The 22,847-nt window shown below is 42.0% G+C and carries 18 protein-coding genes; 3 read left to right on the top strand and 15 right to left on the bottom strand.

Going from position 1 to position 22,847, the window contains the following annotated elements:
* Window positions 1–8 precede the first annotated feature (8 nt).
* The 12 genes from MHO82_RS04935 to MHO82_RS04880 all read right to left on the bottom strand — a co-directional run bounded on the left by MHO82_RS04935 (window position 9) and on the right by MHO82_RS04880 (window position 14,800).
* Window positions 9–1,163 (bottom strand): D-alanine--D-alanine ligase, encoded by a 1,155-nt coding sequence (locus tag MHO82_RS04935; RefSeq protein WP_239182749.1) that lies wholly within the window; start codon window positions 1,161–1,163, stop codon window positions 9–11.
* 163 nt (window positions 1,164–1,326) lie between these two features.
* Window positions 1,327–2,427 (bottom strand): hypothetical protein, encoded by a 1,101-nt coding sequence (locus MHO82_RS04930; RefSeq protein ID WP_239182748.1) that lies wholly within the window; start codon window positions 2,425–2,427, stop codon window positions 1,327–1,329.
* Window positions 2,428–2,503: 76 nt separating this feature from the next.
* Entirely contained in the window at window positions 2,504–3,493 is a 990-nt protein-coding gene (locus tag MHO82_RS04925; RefSeq protein ID WP_239182747.1) for a hypothetical protein, read from the bottom strand.
* Window positions 3,494–3,504: 11 nt separating this feature from the next.
* The gene (tssH, locus tag MHO82_RS04920; protein ID WP_239182746.1) at window positions 3,505–6,117 is read right to left on the bottom strand and encodes a type VI secretion system ATPase TssH; all 2,613 of its coding nucleotides are present in this window, start codon (window positions 6,115–6,117) and stop codon (window positions 3,505–3,507) included.
* A gap of 12 nt (window positions 6,118–6,129) precedes the next feature.
* Window positions 6,130–7,110 carry a type VI secretion system baseplate subunit TssG gene (locus MHO82_RS04915; protein WP_239182745.1) on the bottom strand — a complete coding sequence of 327 codons (981 nt, stop codon included), beginning with the start codon at window positions 7,108–7,110 and terminating at the stop codon, window positions 6,130–6,132.
* Entirely contained in the window at window positions 7,092–8,891 is a 1,800-nt protein-coding gene (gene tssF, locus MHO82_RS04910) for a type VI secretion system baseplate subunit TssF (RefSeq protein WP_239182744.1), read from the bottom strand. Before tssF ends, MHO82_RS04915 begins: the two co-directional genes overlap by 19 nt.
* On the bottom strand, window positions 8,884–9,303 hold the full coding sequence (gene tssE / locus MHO82_RS04905; RefSeq protein WP_239182743.1) for a type VI secretion system baseplate subunit TssE: 420 nt from the start codon (window positions 9,301–9,303) through the stop codon (window positions 8,884–8,886). The genes tssF and tssE overlap by 8 nt, the downstream gene beginning before the upstream one ends.
* On the bottom strand, window positions 9,303–10,676 hold the full coding sequence (locus MHO82_RS04900) for a type VI secretion system contractile sheath large subunit (protein WP_239182742.1): 1,374 nt from the start codon (window positions 10,674–10,676) through the stop codon (window positions 9,303–9,305). Before MHO82_RS04900 ends, tssE begins: the two co-directional genes overlap by 1 nt.
* Window positions 10,677–10,718: 42 nt before the next feature.
* Window positions 10,719–12,200: a type VI secretion system contractile sheath large subunit gene (gene tssC / locus MHO82_RS04895; protein ID WP_239182741.1), complete on the bottom strand. Its 1,482-nt coding sequence runs from the start codon at window positions 12,198–12,200 to the stop codon at window positions 10,719–10,721.
* Window positions 12,200–12,709: a type VI secretion system contractile sheath small subunit gene (tssB, locus tag MHO82_RS04890; protein WP_239182740.1), complete on the bottom strand. Its 510-nt coding sequence runs from the start codon at window positions 12,707–12,709 to the stop codon at window positions 12,200–12,202. Before tssB ends, tssC begins: the two co-directional genes overlap by 1 nt.
* 87 nt (window positions 12,710–12,796) lie before the next feature.
* Entirely contained in the window at window positions 12,797–13,315 is a 519-nt protein-coding gene (locus tag MHO82_RS04885; protein ID WP_239182739.1) for a type VI secretion system tube protein Hcp, read from the bottom strand.
* 42 nt (window positions 13,316–13,357) lie between these two features.
* The gene (locus tag MHO82_RS04880; RefSeq protein ID WP_239182738.1) at window positions 13,358–14,800 is read right to left on the bottom strand and encodes a type VI secretion system ImpA family N-terminal domain-containing protein; all 1,443 of its coding nucleotides are present in this window, start codon (window positions 14,798–14,800) and stop codon (window positions 13,358–13,360) included.
* Between the two features lie 885 nt (window positions 14,801–15,685).
* On the opposite strand from MHO82_RS04880, the gene MHO82_RS04875 reads away from it, so the two are divergent.
* Together MHO82_RS04875 and MHO82_RS04870 are read left to right on the top strand one after the other, a co-directional pair.
* A complete protein-coding gene (locus tag MHO82_RS04875) occupies window positions 15,686–16,504 on the top strand; it encodes a sterol desaturase family protein (RefSeq protein WP_239182737.1) in 819 nt (272 codons plus the stop codon).
* A 98-nt stretch (window positions 16,505–16,602) separates the two neighbouring features.
* A complete protein-coding gene (locus tag MHO82_RS04870) occupies window positions 16,603–17,280 on the top strand; it encodes a cytochrome b/b6 domain-containing protein (protein WP_239182736.1) in 678 nt (225 codons plus the stop codon).
* A 115-nt stretch (window positions 17,281–17,395) separates the two neighbouring features.
* On the opposite strand, the gene MHO82_RS04865 is transcribed toward MHO82_RS04870, so the two are convergent.
* Together MHO82_RS04865 and MHO82_RS04860 are read right to left on the bottom strand one after the other, a co-directional pair.
* A complete protein-coding gene (locus MHO82_RS04865; RefSeq protein ID WP_239182735.1) occupies window positions 17,396–17,845 on the bottom strand; it encodes a cytochrome c in 450 nt (149 codons plus the stop codon).
* Between the two features lie 149 nt (window positions 17,846–17,994).
* Entirely contained in the window at window positions 17,995–19,665 is a 1,671-nt protein-coding gene (locus tag MHO82_RS04860; RefSeq protein WP_239182734.1) for a methyl-accepting chemotaxis protein, read from the bottom strand.
* Window positions 19,666–19,818: 153 nt separating this feature from the next.
* On the opposite strand from MHO82_RS04860, the gene dbpA reads away from it, so the two are divergent.
* Window positions 19,819–21,207, top strand: coding sequence for an ATP-dependent RNA helicase DbpA (dbpA, locus tag MHO82_RS04855; RefSeq protein ID WP_239182733.1), 1,389 nt, complete (start codon window positions 19,819–19,821; stop codon window positions 21,205–21,207).
* A gap of 188 nt (window positions 21,208–21,395) precedes the next feature.
* On the opposite strand, the gene MHO82_RS04850 is transcribed toward dbpA, so the two are convergent.
* Entirely contained in the window at window positions 21,396–22,820 is a 1,425-nt protein-coding gene (locus MHO82_RS04850) for a DEAD/DEAH box helicase (protein ID WP_239182732.1), read from the bottom strand.
* Between the last annotated feature and the right edge of the window lie 27 nt (window positions 22,821–22,847).

Below are 22,847 nucleotides of genomic sequence, written 5' to 3'. Positions count from 1 at the left end.
TCCTACTCCTATTTCTCTGCTAGCTGATAAAAATCATCAGAGAAACAGTGGGCAAGAGTACTTGGTCGGTGCTGTTTTAAATAAGCCAGTCGATTGAAAACAACCGATTGAATTAGGTCGTGGTAACTCATATTCTCTCCCTGAATATCGTGACAAACAAGACTGACCTTATTACCTTCTGGTTTTTTCAGATCAGGCTTAGGGTTGGTTTCCAATACCAACAATTTTCCTTTCTTATCCATACGTAAATCGACTCTAACAAGGGTTTGTAGCCCTAATTGAGTAAAGATTTTCGAGCCAATTTCGGCCAACTGACCGCGCAGATTAGAATCTGTTACCTTCAATAAGCGATCACCTGTAATAGGTTTTACATCCATTGAAGTAAAAATCGTTTCATCTTTTTCTAATACTCTCTCTGTTATAGAAAAAGACAGCGGCCCATCTAAACTGTGTAGTTCATTATTTTTCATCACTACTGGGCCAGCCACAGCAACGACAAATTCACGTCCAGATAAATAAGGTTCGACTAGAACGATATTATTGGTCGCTTTTTGAACTTTTTTAACCACACTATCAAGCTCTTTACGCTCAAATACTGGGTATACATGCACAGAAGCACGGCCAGACACTGGCTTAACAATGAAGCCGTCACCAAACTCAGCGTCAATCAGATCAAGCATAGACTGGTTCACGTCATCATTAATGCTCTCTTCTAAACCTATGGTAATAAAAGGTGCAGTCGGGATCCCTGCCGCATGAATCTCGTGCTTAAACAGATGCTTATTATCCAACACACCAGCGACCATTGGTGAATGGCCAACGTACGGTACCCCTAGCATTTCGAGCATAGATGGTAAGTGACACATTGAGTCAAAGCCTTGTAAACCACCACTATTGGTGAAAACTAAGTCAATTTCTAAAGCTTTTAGTTGTTGCGGTAAATTAATGTCTTCTGGAAGCACCTTTACATGCATAAAGCCTGATTCACGTAAAGCCTGAGCAATATCGTGCGCGACTGGCTCATAGGTTTTTGTTGAACGCGGGCTTAAGTTTTCATAAAGATAACTTTCCGATTGCGTCTTATCTCCTCCGTGGACAACGGCTATTTTTAAGGAACTTCTTATCCATTGAAGCTGTTCTGGTGTAAATGGATTTTTTTCCACAATCGTATCCTAATATTTTCCCTTACAATGATGACCACTTTTCTGGGTATTATTGTTTTTATAATAATCAGTATCGGCTATATTCAGTCGATCTGACTTTTTATTTTTATGATATTTGTTTGTAATAATTTTATTTTTTAGTTTATTACAAAGCAAACAAATATTAGAGCAAGCTCAATTTATCAACCAGAACTAGCCAGCCAGCAGGCTCACGCATGTATTGATCGGCTTTTAGGTGCTCACCACCAATTTTAAGTTTATGACCACGTACATTAACGAGTACGCGCTCTTGCTCAATACGTGCGATTTGGCCAAACATCTCACGTACTAATTCAACGGCAGGCGAATCTAATGCAACGGTGTAGACACTGCGTTGCTGAGTATCCATGTTATTTGATAATTCCATGAAGGCGCGGTAATGGAGCATTTGAGCGGTTTGAACGATCAAGTCTTCTTCTTTACGCATGTAAGCTGCTGTACCAATAGAAGCAGCACCAGCAATCAAGCCTCCAGCTATAGGTGCACCTGCCGAACCTGGAATGAGATCTGCTGTTAACTGAGCACCTTGAGAAACCGCTTTTACTGCTTTCCAGCGCATTAAACGCTTACACATTTCGATTTCATCTTCATACCCTTGACGGTTAAAACCATCTAAGAGTTTTTTAAAACGAGCAATATGAGCAATGGTTTTCGCTTCTGAACGGCCATGACGAAGTGCCCCTGTTACGTTCACTTGCGTCACTGCTCCCAGCCAAGACCCAGTTGTTGATACTGCCGAGCCTGCAATTTTCTTGTACATGCGTTTTTTAAAGTAGCTCTGGCACTTTGCATTTGAAGCCGTTGCCGACAACATATCTTGATGCACAACTTGGCTTTGACCTTGTGGCGGAGAAACCGGAGTTGGAGCTAATAAGAGCGTATTAGCAGGTAACTCTTTAGCTTTGCGTTTTCCGGCCCACTCTAAAATCGCTTGCACAGACTCAATCGCTGTTGAAACCGTATCACCAATCGGCCCAGCACCAACCCAATCAATACCACCAGAATCCGCAGCAGCACCTGCAGCTTCGGCAGCGGCATTCGCTACTTCTTGGGCCTGTTCAACGGCACCTGTGATTAAACCAATGCCATCACCGACATGATCATTAGCATAACCAAAGCCTTTTGTGTCAGGTATACGTTTCATGTAACCCGGTACATTTTTTAAGCCTGAAAAACTAACCGCAGGCTTAGTCGAGCTAAGCGTTATTGACATTTTACTCGGCATAAACGTCACTCCTTGTATACTACTCAGCGACTTTTCAGCCGCTGAATACAATATGTAATGTTTTTAGTTATTACCGCTACTTAATCGAGTTAAGAATGGAAGTTTGTGTTTGATCCAGTAACTCTTCTAGAAAGTGTAAGTACGCATTTGTTTCAATGGCAGTGGCTTCTAGTGTACTGCACATCCCTTTTACCTTCTCGATATAGTGCTGCGCTTCATGGTAGCTCATCGCTAACTCTTCACGGCTACGTGCAACTTGCGCTAAAGCGGCATACTGTGCATCAACCGTCGAAGCCGCATTAAAGCGATTTACTTTCGCTTCAATATCACTGTGGCGAGAATCCAACACCGCTACCGATTGTTTTAACTTATACAGGTTACGTTGCAGTTTTGGCCCCAATTCAGCTATGTCTTTTGCTTGCCATTTAGCAATTTTCCTTGCTGCTTCTTTGTTCCCTAAACGCTGCTCTAAAACGGCTTTATTGCCTGATGCGTATTCGCCTTTTTTACGCTGCTTACGCGCTCCAGCAAACTTACCACCAACGTATTCAGCGCCTTTAATAGCTGTTTTAGCAATATCGCCACCCGGAACTAAACCAAGTGGTAATTTGGCAATTTTTACCGGATTCTTCTTCAACACACGAGCTTGATCGTGCATTTTACGCTGGAAACGATAAAAACGAGACTGCTGATGTTTGTCGTAAACCGCTTTTGTTGTGTCCATGTACTCTTGCCCGGTTTTGCCTCTCAGTAATGCTCTGTCGGCAGAAAGTACATTTGGCATCGTAAAACTATGCAAGCTTTGAGCAGCCGCTTTACTGATGTGTGTAGAAAATTTTTGTTTTACGCCTTCTACAATTTTGGTGCGCTCAATACGACTAATACAGCTTTCTTCAATGGCTTTAACTGGGCGGTTAATCACTTCACCAATCGGTGTCGCATCAATCATTCCAGTCGTCCAATCAAGCGCCGCATCGGCCAAACCTACAGAATCCCCTTTAGGATCTGTTACCTGCTTATGAATCGCTTTACCAAGCCCATAACTGTTGCTTATTTCGTTGTTCACAACATCCCCCGTTAATTAATGGCTATATCAATTTGTCCTTCAGCCAGATCCAGATGGATCTGAGTAATGGCTTCGCCGCCGCTAACTCTCACAATGCATTGTGTCGCCAGCTCAGGCATTAAAGTCCGGTTTATAATCTGCTCAATTGCACGAGCACCGGTTTCTGGTGAGTGATTTTGTTCAATTAGATGTTCAATTAGCTCTTCGCTGTAACTGAAGCTAGCGCCGTAATGATTTTTTACGCGCTTTTCAATTCGGCGTAATGATAAACGAGCAATTTGTGCCATTTCGTCATTATCAAGCGGGAAATAAGGCACTACTGTCGAACGGCCAATAAATGCGGGCTTGAAGTAGTTTTGCAGTGCAGGGAAAATGGTTTTTGTTAACTCAGGAACTGGTGGCCTTTTCTCAGAGCATGCATCCACAACTGCACTGTCAGCAGCGTTTGATGTCATGATGATAATGGTGTTCCTAAAATCAATATCACGGCCTTCACTGTCTGAGATCGAGCCTTTATCGAAGATTTGATAGAACAAGTCATGAACACCTGGGTGCGCTTTTTCCATTTCATCCAACAATAGAACTGAGTATGGATTTTTACGTACCGCTTCCGTTAACACACCGCCTTTACCAAACCCAACATACCCTGCTGGTGAGCCAAGTAACATGGAGATTTTGTGCTCTTCTTTAAATTCCGTCATGTTAATGGTCGTGATGTTTTTCTCACCGCCATAAAGAAGATCCGTCAACGCCAGTGCTGTTTCTGTTTTACCAACACCACTTGGACCACACATTAAAAAGACACCAACAGGTTTACGTGGATCCGTTAATCCCGCACGAGACATTCGAATGGCCTTAGAGATTTCAGCAATTGGGGCTTTTTGACCAATTACACGCTCACCAATAAGATCTTCTAACTTCAGTAAACGTTCTACTTCGTCTTTCATCATGTTACCAACAGGCACACCTGTCCATAATGAAATCACTTCCGCAATGGTCTGAGTATCAACTTGTGGCATGACTAGTGGTGATTCACCTTGTAGTTCATGCAGCTTCGCCATTTTTTCCGCCAACTCATTTTGCTCGGCGCTATCAGCAACGTCTTCACCCGCTAAGAATTTTTCATCAATCGCATCTTGCAGAGCCGTAATGTCAGTCACTAACTGTTTTTCAGCTTCCCAACGTTGCTCTAACTCATCGAACTCAGATTCAAGTTTGGTCAGTTTTTCTTTTGCTGCTTCTAATTTTTCAGCACCATTAGCCAGCATTGCATCTTCGCGTTCAACCGCTGAAATTTCATTTTTGGTGTAGCGAATTTGCTCCGCTAAACCATCAAGCTGCTGTGGTAAAGCGCTCTGGCTCAGGCCAATACGTGAACACGCCGTATCTAATAAACTAATGGCTTTATCTGGCAGCTGACGCTCAGGTAAAAAGCGTACCGACAACTGAACTGCCGCTTCGATGGCTTCTTCTAATACTTTAACGCGGTGATGCTTTTCTAAACCACGAGTCACGCCACGCAGCATTTGAATGGCATCTTCTTCGTTTGGCTCACCCACCGACACTAATTGAAAACGACGAGTTAACGCTGCGTCGGTTTCAAAATATTGCTTGTACTCCGCCCAAGTCGTTGCCGCAATAGTACGGAACTCTCCACGAGCTAAAGCTGGCTTTAATAAGTTTGCAGCATCATTTTGGCCTGCTGCGCCACCAGCACCAATTAAGGTATGAGCTTCATCAATGAACACAATAATAGGGTGAGCAGACTGCTTAACTTCTGTGAGTACGTCTTTAAGGCGGTTTTCAAACTCACCTTTGATGCTTGCACCTGCTTGCAATAATGATAAGTCTAGTGTGCGAAGTTCAACATTAACTAAAGAAGGTGGCACATTACCATCAACAATTTGCTGTGCTAATCCTTCTACAATCGCTGTTTTACCTACGCCTGGATCACCCACCAAAATAGGGCTGTTTTGACGACGACGACATAAAATATCGATAGATTTACGAATCTCAGGGTTACGACCAGAAATAGGGTCCAGCTCACCGTTACGAGCTGCCTGAGTTAAATTATGTGTGTATTTATCAAGAGCGACAGTACTGGCTTCATGATTGATACTCGCTTCAGAACCCGCAGTGCTCGGAGCCACTGTTGAAACTGTACCGTGCTTAACAGCATTAGCTTTTAATGCTTCAGTAGATAACTCATTTAACCACGGTGTTAACTCACCATTGTAACCAGCTTGGCTAATACGCTGCTTTAAAACAAGAAGAACATGGTAGCCGTTTACTTCAGCATTACTGTGGTTTAGAGAGGCAAGTAACCAGCTGTCTTTCAATAGCTCAACTAAACCTGGCGCTAATGATGGGGAACTGTCATTACCGCGAGATAAACCGTTCAAGTGGCGAACCAGCTGATCAATTAATTGATCACGACCAACCGAGCCTTGAGATAGCAGCTCTGTCCAACCACTTTTAGGATCGTCAAGAAGCTGATAAAACCAATGCTCTGGCTCGATACTGAAGTGTGTACGAGCCATGCAATCACCAGCCGCCGCTTCAAGAGCACTTTTTAACGTTGGCGCTAAGCGTTTTACTAAACTTTGTAATTCCACGTTTATCATTATTCTCTTCCCCTATTTAAGTGGCATGACCACGTATTCTTTTGTTATTTGTTTTGGAGCAAGCCAAGTTGATTGAGCTAGTCTGGTATCGGTATCAGTATTGGTCGTCAGCTGTAAACCAGGTAAGTAACGGCCATCGACTTTCATCATCAGTTTTAAGCGAATATCAACGCCAATGTAATGACGAACAAATTCATCAACGGCAGTAATTAAACGCTGATCCCGACGAATATTATTGAATTCACGGTTATTACGCGGTTTGATCATGATATCTAAACGTTGAAAAGCCGTTACCGCACTTTTCCCAACCAAAGCACCAAACCCAAGTTGATTATTCTGCCCTTTTTGTTCACCTAAACGAGTCACGCTACAAGGTAATAATGGTTGATAGTCCACATCGCCATAATTCACTTCAAAGACATATTCAAAATAATCTTCCAGCAATCCTTCTAGGGTATGCGGACAAGACAGCTTCAACCCTAAAAGCGCTGAATATTGCACTAAATGTGTTGCAGGTAAGTGACTATGGTGACCCAAATCACCATATAAATTAGAAAGCATGGTCGTCAGCGATAAATCATGCTTATTCCAACTAAAATGCTCTTCTTCTGCCTGAGAAACTAAGTCGTGTTTTAATTCTGTTTGGCAATGCAGACGATAATAACGGTTGTTAAATCCATCAAAAAAATCAACCAGCGCGTCATTGCCTTGTTCAAACAGCTCCTTTAACGACTCACTATAGCTGTAGCGTGGCATCACCCCTTGGCTGCCTGACAATGCGGTTAAATCACAAGTGAATACCCATTCGCCAGCAATAGGGTTACGCACTTCAATAATGTCAGATTGCTGGTACGCAGGTAATAAACTGGCCGAAAATGTAATAACAGGTCGCTTTCCTATTGATGCCGCTTCGTGTTTCACCAACTGCATGGCCCGATGAACATCAAACGTATACGGAGCGCTCAATAGCTGGGTTAGAGCATATTTTTGCATCCCGATCTCCTTGGAAATACTTTGTGTTCACCTTCCACGCCATCAAGAGCAATAACCACTTGGGTAAAACTGTTAAAACCTGCGAAATAAGCAAAAAAGCGGTCAAGTAATTGCGACAACAGCTCTACCCCACCACCGCCAAGTTCTTTTGGACTTAACGTGATCTTCAAACGAGTACCGTAAGCAAAACAACTTTTGCCAGAAATTCGGATCGGAGCCACAACTTGTTCTTGTTCTAAACCTTGAATCGACGCAATGTAAGCGCTGTTTTGCATGTTGTCGTTATGGTTATACAAAGTTAGCATGGCCTTTAGCGCTGAAACTGGATCATCAGAGCCTAATAACGCGTGATAATTAAAATGTAAATGAGCCAATAATGGCCATGCATTGTGCTCAGTGCCTTTAATACGAACCTGTTTGGTTGGTCGGCGCAGCAACTGTAATTCTGCTGGCATTGAAATAGAGTCTCGGCAATCCACCTCACTGGAAATAGACAGCTGATTTACCAGCTCGCCATTCGAACAGGTTGCCGTGACCAGCCATGTTCTTGGCCCACTGTTCGCACTAGTGTGATCCATGTCAGCCACACGTAGCTTACTACTTAAATAACTGTCATCTTGCCATTCTTGGCTCAACTGCCAACGCAAACCAATTTCAGCACCACGGAATTTTTCACCATACAAAGGCGGAACTTGACGGCTTTGCTGCTCTGTTACGTCCACCACTTTTTGAATGGAAAATAGCTGTAATTGTTCTTGACCACCAGCATCCAGTAAGATCGGATACTGTGACTGACTAAAATCGATGTTTAAAGGTTCTGCCGTTAATGTTTGCAAGTTAACAATCGGCGTACAGAACAGGTGGAAATTATCTGCCCCTAAGCTACGAGCAAGATCAATAGCCATGTCATCTAGAAAGATTTGGATACGAATTCGGTTCGTTTGCAGCATCCCTTTTTTAATACATGAGAGCATTTTCGATAAATCTAGGCGAACCGCATGAAATTGCTCAGGGAACATGAAAAATTCAGTTAATAACTTGAAACCACCAAAACTTCGTGCGCTATAAGGCAGTACTTGGTTATCATCATGGAACCCTACGGAACCTAAAGAGCCTGCACCAAGCGAAATACACTCGTCTTGATATTGAATACAAACTTGCTTTACCCCTGACAACAAATAGTCATACAAGCGTAAAACAGATTGGGTTTCACCACGTAAAAACAGATCCAATGAAGAAAGATCTAAATCCGAAAACAAAATCGCAGGATCAGTGGTTTCTAGTTGCAGCTCTAGCATAGCTTTTGCGTGCTCTGCCCCTTTCGGCTTTGGCACATCAAATGGCGCAATTGACACCGCAGCTGTACTTAGCTCGATAGGGTATAACGCTACGTCCTGACAAGTTTGAAACACAGCAGTTTCGCTATCGCCATCTGAAATCCCTAGCTGTGTCCCTTTTGGTAAACTGTGTTTCGCACTTACATCATCCGACGGCGTCATTTTCACAATGCTGTAGGAAGGAATTGGACGCAAATAATGTGGAAATAACAAGCGAAGTAGACTGTCTGTCAATTGTGGAAAAGAGTCATCCAATCGTTGCTGCAGACGGGCATTTAATAACGCAACACTATCTATAAGACGAGCAATTTGTGGATCATCAACACTGTCATCACTGATCCCTAACGATTTGGCCGAGCCAGGATGACGACGAGCGAAATCCCCCGCTTCTCGGCGAATAAATGCCAGCTCTTGTTCAAAATAGCTTAATAATGACTCAGACAAGATTCGTTTTCCTTACATCTAAACTACTGGTGGTAAAATCTAAGCTTGAATCAAACACAACCACTTCTTCTCCGAACTGGCTGGTCATTGTGCCTTCAATTCGAAATTTTAATTTATTAGTCGTTACTGAGCGCTCATCCAGTTCAACCAAGACGTCTTTTAACCTTGGCTCAAAGGTACTAATCAAAGAGCGAATATCATGCAACACCAAGTCACCACTCGCTTTACCTTGACTACGTAATGAGTTCACCATGCCAAATGACGCAACAGAGTTATTCACTTCACCATGCAGCTCATCTTGCCAAATAGGCGCGCGAGCCGATAACAACGATGAAATATTCTCAATCACCGCATCACGAACACTGTCGCTGTTACCATGCCATTGGTTTTTTAACTTCGCTAGTAAACTCATTAAGTTACCTCACCCAGCTTGCGTGCTGCTACGTCTGTCATTAACACGATATGAGTATCCAGCACTTCATATTGGTATTGAGGTTGCAGCTTAATCTGACAGCGATATTTAGTGGCATCTCGTTCATCCTGTACCAGCTGAACATCAGCATGCTTAAGTGGGTAACGCGCCATGATGGACTCATCGCCATAGTCAACTTCACTCATGTATTGCTGTAGCCAGCGTTCCAAATCACGTTGGCACGTCATGGCACTATCAAAACTACCTACCCTATCGCGAATTTGAGCCTTGATATAATGACCAAAACGGCACGCCATTAAATTGGTTTGAAGCATCGCACTGGTTTTACTGGCCTCATCAATGGGCTTCCACACCGACTGGTTGCTAAAAAGCCCTAATTGACCACTTAAGTACACGCTAGTCACGGGGACAAAACCTTGCTCTGACCAAAAACCATCATTCTCACTGTAAAGATCAACATGCGCTTTTAGTGGCGTGCAAATAGGAGTACTTGGCTTCACTAATGCACCATCACGGCCTGTTTTGTCATAGGCTCGTAAAAAGCCAAACCAACTGATCCGATCAAATTCTCGAATAACATTGGCCGCTAAAAGGTATGCCGCATTTCCCCACAAGACACTGTTGTTTGTATTCGGTTCATTGAAAACAAAACCTGCCGAATAATGACGATAAGGCTCTCTTATTCTGAATTCCGGTAAAACGAGGTGTAAAAATCGACTGGAACTGTGGTTACGAAGCAATTGCCAGCTTTGGAGATCATCACTGTTTAATATTCGAGTTAATCGTGCGGAGTCGTGTAATAATCTGGCAGGATCATCTCCAAAAAAGTAACGATCAACACCCAGTGCAACGGGGCATAATGAACGTTCACCAAGTTCGGCTAACAATTGGAGTGTATAAAGATCATCAAAATCACTGTCGTCATCTAAATCCGAATGGGCAAGATGATCCACAACCAGCAGACCAAATGGCTGCCCCCCTGCGGTATCAAGCTCATTTGCGTAGACTTTTTTATAGAGTGCGCTGCGGCTAACTTCAAAAGACTGGTTTAAGTCGGTGGACAACATGCTCCAACTAAAATCGAGCAGCTTAATTCTAACTCTTCGGCCTGAGACTGGCAGTTCAGCTAGGCTTGCTAAACCAGACCACGTCGCTTCCAACTTTTTAAACTCTTTTGCCTGCATAATTTCGGCAAGTTGATCACTTAATGTTTGATCTAATTGGGCAATAACACGGCTCAGTAAAGCAACAAAGCCATCATTATCTTGCTGTTTTGCTAACTCTAACAGCATTCGCCATTGCCCTGTTTCGGCTAAGACATTGGAGGATGATGTTGGGTTTGATATTGTCATAAAAGCTCCATTCGGGGGCCGATTAAGCCCCCGAAGAAATCATTAGCCTGGAATGTTCGCAACCATACGTAGAGAGGTTGTTAACTCTTCCATTTGTAGCCAAGGGCGCAAGTAAGCAACCGCAGAGTAACAACCAGGACGACCTGTTTGCTCTTCTACACTTACTTTTGCTTCTACCAATGGGTGAGTCGCTTTCGCTTCATTACCGATGGCATTTGGGTTCACATATTGGTGAATCCAGTCGTTCAGTTCTTTTTCAACATTGTTTGGATCAAGGTTTGAACCAATGCGATCACGTCCCATTACTTTTAGGTATTGGGCGATACGGCTGCTTGCCATTGTGTATGGTAAACGCGCTGAAATAGCTGCATTAGCTGTTGCATCAGGGTCCGTATACGTTTTTGGCTTATGAGCCGTTTGTGCACCCATAAATACCGCGTAATTGGTATTTTTGTAGTGAACTAATGGTAAAAAGCCAAGATCGCTCAGCTCTTTCTCACGCTCATCCGTTAAGTTAACTTCCGATGGACACTGCTGAACAAGATCACCTGAAGGTGTGTTGTAAGTAAAGTTAGGTAGGTTCTCAACTTTACCACCATTGTCCGTACCACGGATCGCGGTGCACCAGCCGTATTGCGTATACGCTTGAGTCAGTAACAGACCATATTCGTATGCAGCGTTACTCCACACAAAATCATCTTGAGATTGTGGTACTGCTTTACCATTCGCATCTGTTTTAAATTCTTCAAAATCAAAAGAACTTACTGGTACTGTACCTTTACCATAAGGCAGACGAGCAATGGTTTTTGGTAACGTTAATGCAACGTAACGTGAGTCATCACTTTCACGGAAAGCATTCCAACTTGCGTAAGCTGGTGAGTCGAAACCTGCCGCAACTGGTTTACCTTCTGAGAAGGTTTCAAAAGAATCGAAATCAAACATGCTTGCATTAGCAGCAGCTACAAATGGTGCATGAGAAGCCGCAGCAACCTCACCCATGTAACGCAATAATGCTACGTCTTCATCACCGTAGCCAAACTCGTAATCACCAATTAGTGCACCGTATGGTTGACCACCAGCTGTGCCGAATTCTTCTTGATAAATCATGGTAAAGAAACGACTGCGATCAATAGCAGGCGCATCTTCAAATTGTTCTAATAGCTCGTCTTTCGTGTAGTCAGCAAGCTTAATTTTTAGATCTGGGCCAAGTTCGCTGTTTTTAACCAGCTTTTGAAGACCAAGCCATGTCCCTTCCAGTTTTTGGAAATCAGGGTTTTGCATGACTGTTGAAAGTTGCTCAGAAATCTTCACATCCAAAGCAGCAATGGCTTTTTCAATGGTTAACGTTAGGTTTTTATCCCACGTTACTGTGCCGTCTAGAGCTTGTGATGTTAAAACAGAAAGCAGCTCTTTTGTTGTATCTGCTGGCGTTTGAGTCGTTGCTGTAATTGCACGATCCAGAAAATTCAGCTCACCTTCAGCCGCTTCTGCTTGCTGTGGTGCATTTTGTTGTTCAGTTGACATTATTCAGCCTCCCCTTTTTGCACGCCTAGTTCTTCCGCAAGATGTTGAATCGCATCGGTACTTTGCAGAACTTCTTTAAGCAAACGTTCTAAATCACGAGAACGATCGGCTTTACTCAGCAATACTTTTAGCTGATTACGTGTTTCTACTAGCTGCTTTAAAGGATCAATGCTGTCAACTAAGTTTTCAGGGTGGAAATCTTTCATTGATTTGAAGCTAAGGTTCACATCAAACTGGCTGTCATCGCCTGCCAGCTTATTATCAACCTTGTAAGATAAGGTAGGGTTAATTTGTCCCATTACCGTATCAAAGTTGTCTTTATCGACACCAGTGAACTCACGCTCTTCTAAGTCCACTTTTTCGCTTTCTGGTTTGTGGCCAGAGAAGTCACCAATCACGCCCACGACAAAAGGCAATTCTTTGGTTTCAGTTGCACCGTTAGTTTCTACGTCATACGTAATGCTGACGCGGTTTTTGCTTACACGCTTATGTTGTGAGTTGAGAGCCATGCTTCCCTACCTTGTTTCGCAATAATATTAAAAGCCGAATTAAAAGTATAAAAAATGCGCCGCCAAACAGCGGCGCATTTACTACAATTATTTCGCGCCAGACAGCAGCTTGCCTTGTGGTACGTTGTAAGAAACAAGACCGCCTTGCTCAAGCTTACCACCGTTACCTTCATGCCAGTGCTTCTGATCAAGCTGGATGTAAGAAAGCGCGATGCTTTCAAATGGTTGAGAACCGTCTGAACCACTTACGTTGTAAGAAACAAGACGTGCTTTTTGTAGCTTCACTTGGAAGTAAATATCTGCACCTTCGCCAGATGTTGATGGCTTAGTGAATACAACTTCTACGTCTTTACCTTCTGGACCTGGGCTAAATAGGAAAGAAAGTAGGTCTTCTGAAGCACCATCTACTTCTTTAGTCAGGTTAACTTCACTCATCGCTACCATGCCTGAATCTGCATTCGTGCCGTTACCGATATCCATAGCAACTGAACGTACTGCGCCCCAGCTGTAAGAGTTCAGTGCGAACCAACCTTCACCAGGAATACCCTCGATAGTTGCGCCGCCTGTTACTTGTACGCCATCAATTCGCATATAGATGCTTGCCATAATAATAGTTCCCCTGTTTTATTTATGTGCAGCTAAGGCCATTTACCAGCTTAAAGAATTGCTGGAATCTGACTTTTGCTCCGTTTGTGGTTTGGTTTGATTATTTACACTTTCAGCTTCATTTGAAGTAGAAGGTGTAGACTTAGTTTCTGTTAAATTATTATTGTGTAATGGTTCTTTCGCTACGACCTCGGCCGAAGCCGACGTCACATTTTGACTCGGTATCGAATGACTCGACACTGAGTAATTTCTTACTGGCAAATCTGGTAAACCAACCTGCCCTTCTTCGTCTAACCCTGTTAAATTGAAAACACGCGCAATCGTTTCTTGTTGATTTGATAGCAACTCGGTCATTAACTCAGGTAATGGCATGTAGCCCCAACGAATCGCCTTTTCCAATAAGTAAGGTACTGGACTGTGCGGTTCCGTTTTTTTAAAAAATTCTGACAATTCACGTAATTGGTGAAATGCTTGGTCTCGATTAAATTCTTGTTGTTCAGCAATAGAAGCAAATGAAACCGTTGTCGCCGCTTGTTGTGTTGGTTGAGCCATATTCGAGTTCTCTATTTGGTTCATCGAAACTGTTGATTCCACAACATCAACTGGGGCATTAGGGTTTGCATCAACCTCAGGTTTATTCTCTGGTACAGCGGCAGCAGCTTGGCTTGAAGCGGCTACTGGCTTAATACCAGAAATAAATTCAATGGCTTTTAGCATTTTTGCTAATAAACCGGTCACAAAAGCAAAACCTGGCTGAGCTATCAAACTCTTCTGACATACCACTTTCACTTGTGCTTCAATGGCTGTCATGTTTTCTGCCAAACTCGATAAATTCTGCACGAGTTCAGTTAAATGCGCTCGATTTTCCAATGCGACTGAATTGTACTGGTGACGTAAGTCGGTCAAGTTGCCTTTACGTTCTTCACTTTGATAACGGAAATAATCTAAATCTCCGATCAAAGGTGTCATTAAAAGTGGTGAATAAAGTAAACTACTGTCTTCACTCTCACCAACCAGTTGTACAAAGGCTTTCACTTTAAAAGTGTCGATCTCAATCTTTTTGCCCGCATCATCACCGGCTTTTATTTTATTGTCTGGCAAAATTGGCTGTAAGTTGTCCCAATGTGAGGACACCAACTCTTTCAACCATTCACTAACCTGGCTAGCACAGTTTAAACTTGGATCAATAATGACCTGTGAAACAAGCATCCAGCCAGCCAATTCTATGTCTCTAGACGATTGCTGAAATACCGTAAACAAACTATCTGATAAAGAACCCCAATTATTTTGGTTTTCTTCAATAAGTGCCTCAATCTCCGACGGATCTGGATTCTGAGTCAGCTTTCTTAACGATGTTTGGGCTAAGTTAAATTCATTTCGTAATGGTCTAAACACCTGCCGATCTGATTTCAAGTAGCTCCCGCAGAAATTATCTTCTGTCAGTGGAGAAAGCAAAGTTTGTCGTTGGTTTTCATTAAAGCGCATAACACCCGCTATATTTATATTTTTAGAATTAGAGAACAATGTAACTCAAAATAACTTATATGAATCAGAATCACTATTGTTAATATAGTTGCATTATATTATCCAAAAGTATTAACCACTGGCTTATTACTTATAGCGAAACAATATCAGTTTTTTTTATCTTTAATCAACATATATTCACCTCATCAGACCTCGAACTTGAATGTTTTATTTCAAAAATATTCATAAAAAACAAATAAATTTAAAAAAACCAATTAAATCAACAAGATAAAATCAATAAAAATAATCACAATTTATATGCGGTATAAGCAAAACGTATTATTCTGTATAAATAACGAGCAATAAAACACTATTCATTTTGTATATTTAATACTATCACCAAATATATTAGACCTACAATTATCAATACTAAAAAGTTTTAATGTGACACTTGTTCAAATTATATTAGTAGCATAGGAATAATTTCTTTTATCATCGTACATTCCATTAATGCTGCTCTAAACGTAGTACAGCGCCTTTTAAAAGGTCAAGTTTTTCATCCAGTTATTATCCCACTCCATACGATATACATCCCTACCCTTCATTATAGTACTAAGTACCATTAATGCCGTGATTTCTTTTTATTCCGACTAGTGTCATGTAAAAGGTGTAGACTATTTTTATATAAATGACCATACGCTAAAAATAAAATCATCATTTAGCATTAAAAATTAAGAAGATATAAACTTTCTTAATACTTTTCACAAACTTTTAATCATACTTAGTGGTTATATACAAAAGGGAACCACAATGAAAAGCACTGGGAATGGAAACAAAGTTTTCAAACTTAAAAAATGGAGTACAATCAGAATCTAAATATTATGATTCAATATTTTAGGATGAAAAATGAGTGACTGGATTGTTGGAAATGAACTCTACATTCGGCTTGGTTTCTTTTTAACTATTTTTACTTTAGTCGCTATTGGGGAGCTAATCGCCCCACGCAAAAGGCTAACAGGCTCAAAACCTACTCGCTGGTGCAGTAATTTAAGTATCGTTGTATTCAATAGTATTACCATTAAATTACTATTTCCCATTCTTGCGGTCGATGTCTCATATATTGCTACTGAAAACCAATGGGGGCTTATTCATTGGTTCGATATACCAGCACCAGTTGCCATCGTTACTGCTATCATTTTGCTTGATTGTGCTATTTATTTTCAGCACGTTCTTTTTCATCATGTACCTTTTTTATGGCGTCTGCACAGAATGCACCATACAGATGTAGACATTGATGTAACGACAGGTGCTCGATTTCACCCCTTAGAAATTATTTTATCCATGATTTTTAAGATCCTCATCGTCGTACTGCTTGGAGCTCCTGTTGTTTCAGTCATTATTTTTGAGGTTCTGTTGAACCTGACCGCTATGTTTAACCATGGCAATGTAAAGATTCCTAAGAAAATAGATAAGTATGTGCGGTATTTTTTGGTCACACCTGATGTGCACCGCATTCATCACTCTGTAGATGGAACAGAAACCAATCGTAATTTTGGTTTCTGCTTAACCTGGTGGGATCTCATCTTCAACACTTACCAGAGCCAACCCAAACAAGGCCATACGAATATGACGATTGGATTAACCATATTCAGAAAGCCGCACGAGTCTCGATTAAAAAACATGCTCACCCAACCATTTCGTGATGGAAAGAGTGAATCGCCATAATTTTAAACCATTGTAAAGATGCGTAAAGTTACTCTGAACATGGCTGAAGTCTGAGATAATAATTCCAAATAACAATCATTATAATTGGGAGCTAGGTTATGCAAGTACCAACCAAAATTTGGGATGGTTTCGTTCGAGGTTATCACTGGTTGCAAGTCGCCTGTGTTGCAGGGTTATGGTACACCGGTACGGAAGGACTCATGGATTGGCACTTCTCGGTGGCTTATCTATTGCTGGCATTACTATTAACACGCTTGGTTTGGGGAATCATTGGCAGTGACACCGCAAAGTTCCGCCACTTTATTCGTTCACCGCGAGCGGTCATTCAATATTTATCATCACTTCGTAAAGCCAGCGAACAAAAAAATACGCACGTAGGCCACAACCCGGCAGGTGGTTATATGGTCGTTATGTTTTTTCTAATCATTTCGATACAAATCACCACAGGGCTGTTTGCTACGGATGACATCATCTCCGAAGGACCCTTTGCCATATATGTAAGTGGTGATACCAGTAGCTTCTTAACAGAAATCCATGCTCTGAACTTTGACTTTATGCTAGCTGCAATCGCACTACACCTTATCGCTATTTTCGTTTATTTGATGAAAAAAGATAATTTAGTAAAACCAATGATCAGCGGCCAGAAGACAACCCCTATCAGTACTGAACCACAACCGAAAATTGTCAACGGTTTACTTGGTTGGACCCTATTCTTAGGAATTGGTGCGGCCGTATATTTCTACTTTGCTAAAGATGTGGTGGCATTCCTATTTTAGCTTTCTGATTTTTATCAATAGCCCAAAATACAACAACCAGAGCGACAGAAGTGATAAACAAAAACACCGAAGACAAAAACCATGCCTTCGGTGTTAGTTTATTTAATGTTAGCCATTAACGGAATTTGTAATCACTGTGGCAGGCTTTACAGTTTTTTGCTGCAACACCAAACGCTTTTTTCGTCGCACGCTCATCACCTTCTGATGATACTTTTGCCAACTGAGCTAAATCCCCTTGAAACTGGTTCAGTTTACCAGTGAAACCATCCCAATCACTCCAGATTTCTGGCTTGGCTTTTGTATCACCTTTGTCAGAACCTTCTACTTTAAAGGCTTCTTCCGGCATTAACGCTAACTGTGCAATATGCTCTGCCCGCTGAGTGAAAGCATTTTGATCCCAATCTTTACGACCTTTCACCATTTGGGCCATATCGCCAAAGTTTGTAGCGATCATGGAAAAAGCAGATTGGCGATATTCAATCGCATCTTCTGGATTTTCAAACGGAGTTGCTGTAGCCGTGCTCGCGACTAGGACCATACTGCTGATAAGTAACTTTACTTTCATTGCTTCTATTCCATCTATTATTGTTATCAAGAAATATCAAATCAATCATATAGATGTAGTAAGCAACACCACAAAATAATTTACCAAGATTTACATTACAGGCCATAACCTCACTGAAAAATAATCATAACAAATAGCCGTTAGATGATTTATACCTTAAATTTATTTAACTCTTCGGTGAGCGAGTGGGCTTGAGTGGAGACATCTTCTAACTGCCCCATGATTTTCTGTAAGTCTTCAAAAGAATTGGTTGACGAATCTCTTAAAATTTCGATGTTCGATTCCATATGCACAGACATTTCTGTTTGAGTTTCCATAGCACTGGCAATACTGGAAATAGATTCAGCAATTTCACTCTCAAGCGTCTTAGTATGCTCAAGGCGAGTTGCTACTTTGTGGATGAACATTTGTGCATGAGCAGTGGTTTCAGCATTTTGTGTGACGTTTTTTACGGCTTTATCTGCTAACCCTTGTAATGACTCAACGGTACTTTCTATAGACACAATAGACTCTTGCGTTCGGTGTGCTAAGGCTCGTACTTCATCAGCCACCACCGCAAAGCCTCGTCCTTGCTCACCTGCACGGGCCGCCTCGATAGCAGCGTTTAATGCTAACAAGTTCGTTTGTTCAGAAATATTTTTAATGACATCAAGTACCGAACCAATTTGGGCACTTTGAGTACTGAGCTGTTCAATAACGGTGGTATTTTCAGCCATATTACTCGACAGTTTTTCAATATCTTCCACACTGGTGACCATATTTTCACTGCTCAGCTGTATCTCTTCATCCGTCTCCCGTGTGTTTGATGCTGCAACGTCAGTATTATTAGAGATATCTTTAATACTATGTGTCACCTGATGGATTGCCTCAGTAATGTCCCGAGTTTGCTTCTCTTGGCTATTAATTTTCTCCGAAATCTCATCGGCAGCGTTTTTAACCATAATGATGGACTGCTCAACCTCATTGGCACTCCGAATAATGGTTTCTACTATGTTACGAAACTTATTTAAGAAGGAATTAAATTGCTCAGCCACATCACCTATTTGATCATGATCGCCAATTTCAAGATGAGCCGTGAGATCCCCTTCTCCCTGAGCCAATCGTGATAATGAGTTTTTCAGTTTCTCAGTGCGATCTAAAACGATTCTTCTAAAGAGAATATAAAGCACAACCGCAACCAACAAAGTACCAATCAAGGTGATAACAATTATGTGAATTCGAATTTCATTCGCCTGGGCATAAATGGGCTGTAAAGGTTTAATGACTTCAAGAACCCCTCTTACATCGCCCAATTTCCAATCATTTTTAGGTGTTTCTGGGTGTGCGTTATGGCAATTAACACAACCTTGTGCTTGCATGGTATCTGCCACTGCAACCCTTAAAACAGGTATACCTGACGTATCATCCACTTGAATGAACGTTGTTTGAGGATCCCTTTTTAATGCATTCCACGCATCATTCTGGAAAGCATCTAACTGGCGATTTTTACGGTTAGGAAAAGGAAACTGACTAAACAGCTTAATGGTGGTCCCTTCTTGAGATACCAGTTCACTCAACTCATGAACTAATGTGGCAGGCAATGGAATATTGTCTTTACCGGAGTGATCATAATGAGGCTTCATTCCAAAGGCTTTGGCTTTAGATATCACGTTCTTAGTGTAATAACCGCGTAAGATTTTAAATTGCTTTACCGTGCTTACCGCCTCATTCTTTGCCGCATTGATTAATGCTTGTTCTTTTATATGGGGAATATAAATGGCGATACCGATAGCGAGAACAATAAGCAAGCTTAATACTGGAGTCAGGAACTTCTTTAACATGACTTTCTCGATTTAGCACTCAACGACTCTTCCAATTATAGTCAAGTAACTAAATCACGCTGTTATCTGTTGACGATACATAATGAACAGGTTACCGTCCCCGATCTGTGCTCCACAGAAATACTCTTATCAATACCAGAAAGGATAAATACCTTGAGCCAAACTGCTTTCTCTACCCTTAACTTAGACCCAGCTTTGCTAAAAAACTTAACGTCTTTGGGTTTCGACTCAATGACTCCGATTCAAGCGCAAAGCTTGCCGCACATGCTCGATGGCAAAGATGTCATCGCACAAGGTAAAACAGGCTCAGGGAAAACAGCCGCATTCGGTTTAGGGCTTCTTTCAAACCTAGATGTAAAACGCTTTCGCATTCAATCTTTAGTGCTTTGCCCTACTCGTGAACTCGCTGACCAAGTAGCCAAGGAGATCCGTACTCTGGCACGTACCATTCATAACATTAAAGTGCTTACTTTATGTGGCGGCATGCCTTTTGGTCCACAAATTGGTTCATTAGAGCATGGTGCCCATATTATTGTTGGCACGCCCGGTCGTATTGAAGAGCATATTCGTAAAGGCACGCTTCGACTCAATAACCTAAATACACTAGTTCTAGACGAAGCCGATCGCATGCTAGAAATGGGCTTCCAAGATGCACTTGATGCCGTTATTGATGCTGCTCCAAAACAGCGCCAAACCTTATTGTTTAGTGCCACTTACCCAGATCAAATTCAGGCCATCGCTAACCGAATCATGATTAAGCCTGTCATGGCAAAAGTAGAAGCAACACACGATAAGAGCAGCATTTCTCAGCACTTTCATAAAGTTACCGATAATGAGGATCGCTTAAGAGCTCTACGCTTATTACTATTGAATTACAAACCTGAATCTGCCGTTGTATTTTGTAATACTAAACGTGAAACCCAAGAAGTGGCTGACGATCTTCACTACGATGGCTTTAGTGTGATAGCCCTTCACGGCGATCTAGAACAGCGTGAACGTGATCAAGCACTGGTTCGTTTTGCTAACAAAAGTGCTTCGATTTTAGTAGCTACCGATGTTGCGGCCCGTGGTCTGGATATCGAAAACTTAGATGCGGTGATTAACTACCAATTAGCTCGCGATCCTGAAGTACATGTTCACCGTATCGGTCGTACTGGTCGTGCTGGTAATAAAGGTGTAGCGTGTAGCTTATTCAGTGAGAAAGAAAGCTACAAAGTCGCTCAACTTGATGAGTATTTAGACATGCCAATTGAAGATGAACCTCTACCATCTTCTGACTTGCTGGGCGAAAAACCCTATTACGCTCAAATGACAACCCTACAAATCTCTGGTGGTAAGAAACAAAAAGTTCGCCCTGGTGATATTTTAGGCGCATTGACTGGTGCCAACGGCATTGATGGCAAACAAGTAGGTAAAATTAATGTATTTGATAACTGCGCTTTTGTTGCGGTTCATCATAAAGTCGCCAAAGCAGCACTGAGTAAGCTCGAAAAAGGCAAGATGAAAGGCCGTACATTCCGCATTCGCCTAATTCGTGACTAATCTAATTAACAGCAGTCCATATTGTATGGTAACTGTTTCAAGGAATTAAGCTTTTAATTAAACGAAAAAAGCCCTGCACTGATCACAATGCGGGGCTTTTTATTAAGGCGATTAAAGCACACTTTTATCGTCTTATCATAAGAGTGCGTTACTGCTTATCGTCTTTGGCTAATGTGTCTTCGTTCAAACTAAGTACGTGCTGCTGGCTTTCTTTGACCAGAGCGATGTTGACTCGGTTTACCAGCCCCTTGTTTCGCTGGCGCTTTACCACGTGAGCGGCTAGCTGGTTTTTTACCCTCCGTTTTTCCTGCTGAAGGGCGGTTACCACCAGTGTGTCTTTTATTCTTACCTACCGGTTTATGGCCTTTGGCATTGTCACCCGAGCGCTGACCATCTTGATGATCCACCTTAGGTTTTTTCGGCTTCTTAGGCTTTTTCGGTTTGATCGGACGTGTATCGAGCTTCGATTCAGGTAGCTTATTTACTGGCTTATAACCCGGAATTTCTTCACGTGTGAGTAATTGTTGAATTAAACGTTCAATGGCAAATAAATCTTTTGCTTCATCGGCACACACTAAGGAAACCGCTTTACCTGCTGCTCCAGCACGACCCGTACGACCAATGCGATGCACATAATCTTCAGCTACATGCGGAAGCTCAAAGTTCACCACTTGCGGTAATTGATCAATATCTAAACCACGAGCTGCGATGTCTGTCGCCACCAGCACTTGAATTTCACCACTTTTAAAGTTGGCTAATGCTTTTGTTCTTGCACCTTGGCTTTTGTTACCATGAATAGCAGCCGCTTTAATGCCTTCTGCATCCAAATAAGTACTTAAACGGTTAGCACCATGTTTTGTTTTGCTAAATACCAGTACTTGCTGCCAATTATTGTCTTTGATTAACTGAGCAAGTAATGGAGCTTTGCGGCGCTTATCTACCGGGTAAATACATTGCTCAACGGTTTCTGCGGTGGTGTTACGTGGGTTTACTGAAATTTCAACCGGGTTATGTACCAAGCCTTTCGCCAAATCGCGAATTTCTTCAGAGAAAGTGGCAGAGAACAGAAGATTCTGACGTTTTTTCGGTAAGATGGCCAAGATTTTACGAATATCGCGAATAAAGCCCATATCCAGCATGCGATCGGCTTCATCCAACACCAGCACTTCTAACTGACTAAAACGAACTGCATTTTGGTTATAAAGATCCAACAAGCGACCTGGGGTAGCCACCAGCACATCAGCGCCTTGGCACAAACGTTTCATTTGTGGATTAATCTTCACCCCACCAAATACAACCGCAGAGCTGAGTGGTAAGTGCTTACTGTAGGTTGCAACATTTTCACCGACTTGCGCCGCCAGCTCACGGGTTGGCGTTAACACCAACGCACGTACTTGATTTGAACGTACGCGCGGGCCTTTTGATAAGCGCTCTAATAACGGCAGAGTAAAGCCTGCTGTTTTACCTGTACCAGTTTGGGCCGCTGCCATTACATCCTTGCCGGTAAGCACCCCTGGAATCGCCTGAGCTTGAATAGGAGAAGGTGTATCATAACCCTTCGCAGCTACGGCCTTAAGGATAGGGGCAGATAAGCCCAAGGAGGTAAAACTCATAGAATCGTCTCTTATTGTGATCAAGTA

The organism is Vibrio sp. Of7-15 (assembly GCF_022347565.1).
Lineage (GTDB): Bacteria > Pseudomonadota > Gammaproteobacteria > Enterobacterales > Vibrionaceae > NORP241.
Note: the sequence above shows the minus strand (reverse complement) of the source record. Positions and strands in the feature narration are given on the sequence as shown.

What these genes read in the sequence shown, in the direction of transcription:
- tssH (WP_239182746.1), bottom strand. Translation starts at nt 6,117, where the DNA reads ATGATAAACGTGGAATTACAAAGTTTAGTAAAACGCTTAGCGCCAACG.
- MHO82_RS04850 (WP_239182732.1), bottom strand. Translation starts at nt 22,820, where the DNA reads ATGAGTTTTACCTCCTTGGGCTTATCTGCCCCTATCCTTAAGGCCGTA.
- tssE (WP_239182743.1), bottom strand. Translation starts at nt 9,303, where the DNA reads ATGAGTTTACTAGCGAAGTTAAAAAACCAATGGCATGGTAACAGCGAC.
- MHO82_RS04885 (WP_239182739.1), bottom strand. Translation starts at nt 13,315, where the DNA reads ATGGCAAGCATCTATATGCGAATTGATGGCGTACAAGTAACAGGCGGC.
- MHO82_RS04930 (WP_239182748.1), bottom strand. Translation starts at nt 2,427, where the DNA reads ATGCCGAGTAAAATGTCAATAACGCTTAGCTCGACTAAGCCTGCGGTT.
- MHO82_RS04860 (WP_239182734.1), bottom strand. Translation starts at nt 19,665, where the DNA reads ATGTTAAAGAAGTTCCTGACTCCAGTATTAAGCTTGCTTATTGTTCTC.
- MHO82_RS04900 (WP_239182742.1), bottom strand. Translation starts at nt 10,676, where the DNA reads ATGACAATATCAAACCCAACATCATCCTCCAATGTCTTAGCCGAAACA.
- tssC (WP_239182741.1), bottom strand. Translation starts at nt 12,200, where the DNA reads ATGTCAACTGAACAACAAAATGCACCACAGCAAGCAGAAGCGGCTGAA.
- tssB (WP_239182740.1), bottom strand. Translation starts at nt 12,709, where the DNA reads ATGGCTCTCAACTCACAACATAAGCGTGTAAGCAAAAACCGCGTCAGC.
- MHO82_RS04870 (WP_239182736.1), top strand. Translation starts at nt 16,603, where the DNA reads ATGCAAGTACCAACCAAAATTTGGGATGGTTTCGTTCGAGGTTATCAC.
- MHO82_RS04915 (WP_239182745.1), bottom strand. Translation starts at nt 7,110, where the DNA reads ATGCAAAAATATGCTCTAACCCAGCTATTGAGCGCTCCGTATACGTTT.
- MHO82_RS04880 (WP_239182738.1), bottom strand. Translation starts at nt 14,800, where the DNA reads ATGCGCTTTAATGAAAACCAACGACAAACTTTGCTTTCTCCACTGACA.
- MHO82_RS04875 (WP_239182737.1), top strand. Translation starts at nt 15,686, where the DNA reads ATGAGTGACTGGATTGTTGGAAATGAACTCTACATTCGGCTTGGTTTC.
- MHO82_RS04865 (WP_239182735.1), bottom strand. Translation starts at nt 17,845, where the DNA reads ATGAAAGTAAAGTTACTTATCAGCAGTATGGTCCTAGTCGCGAGCACG.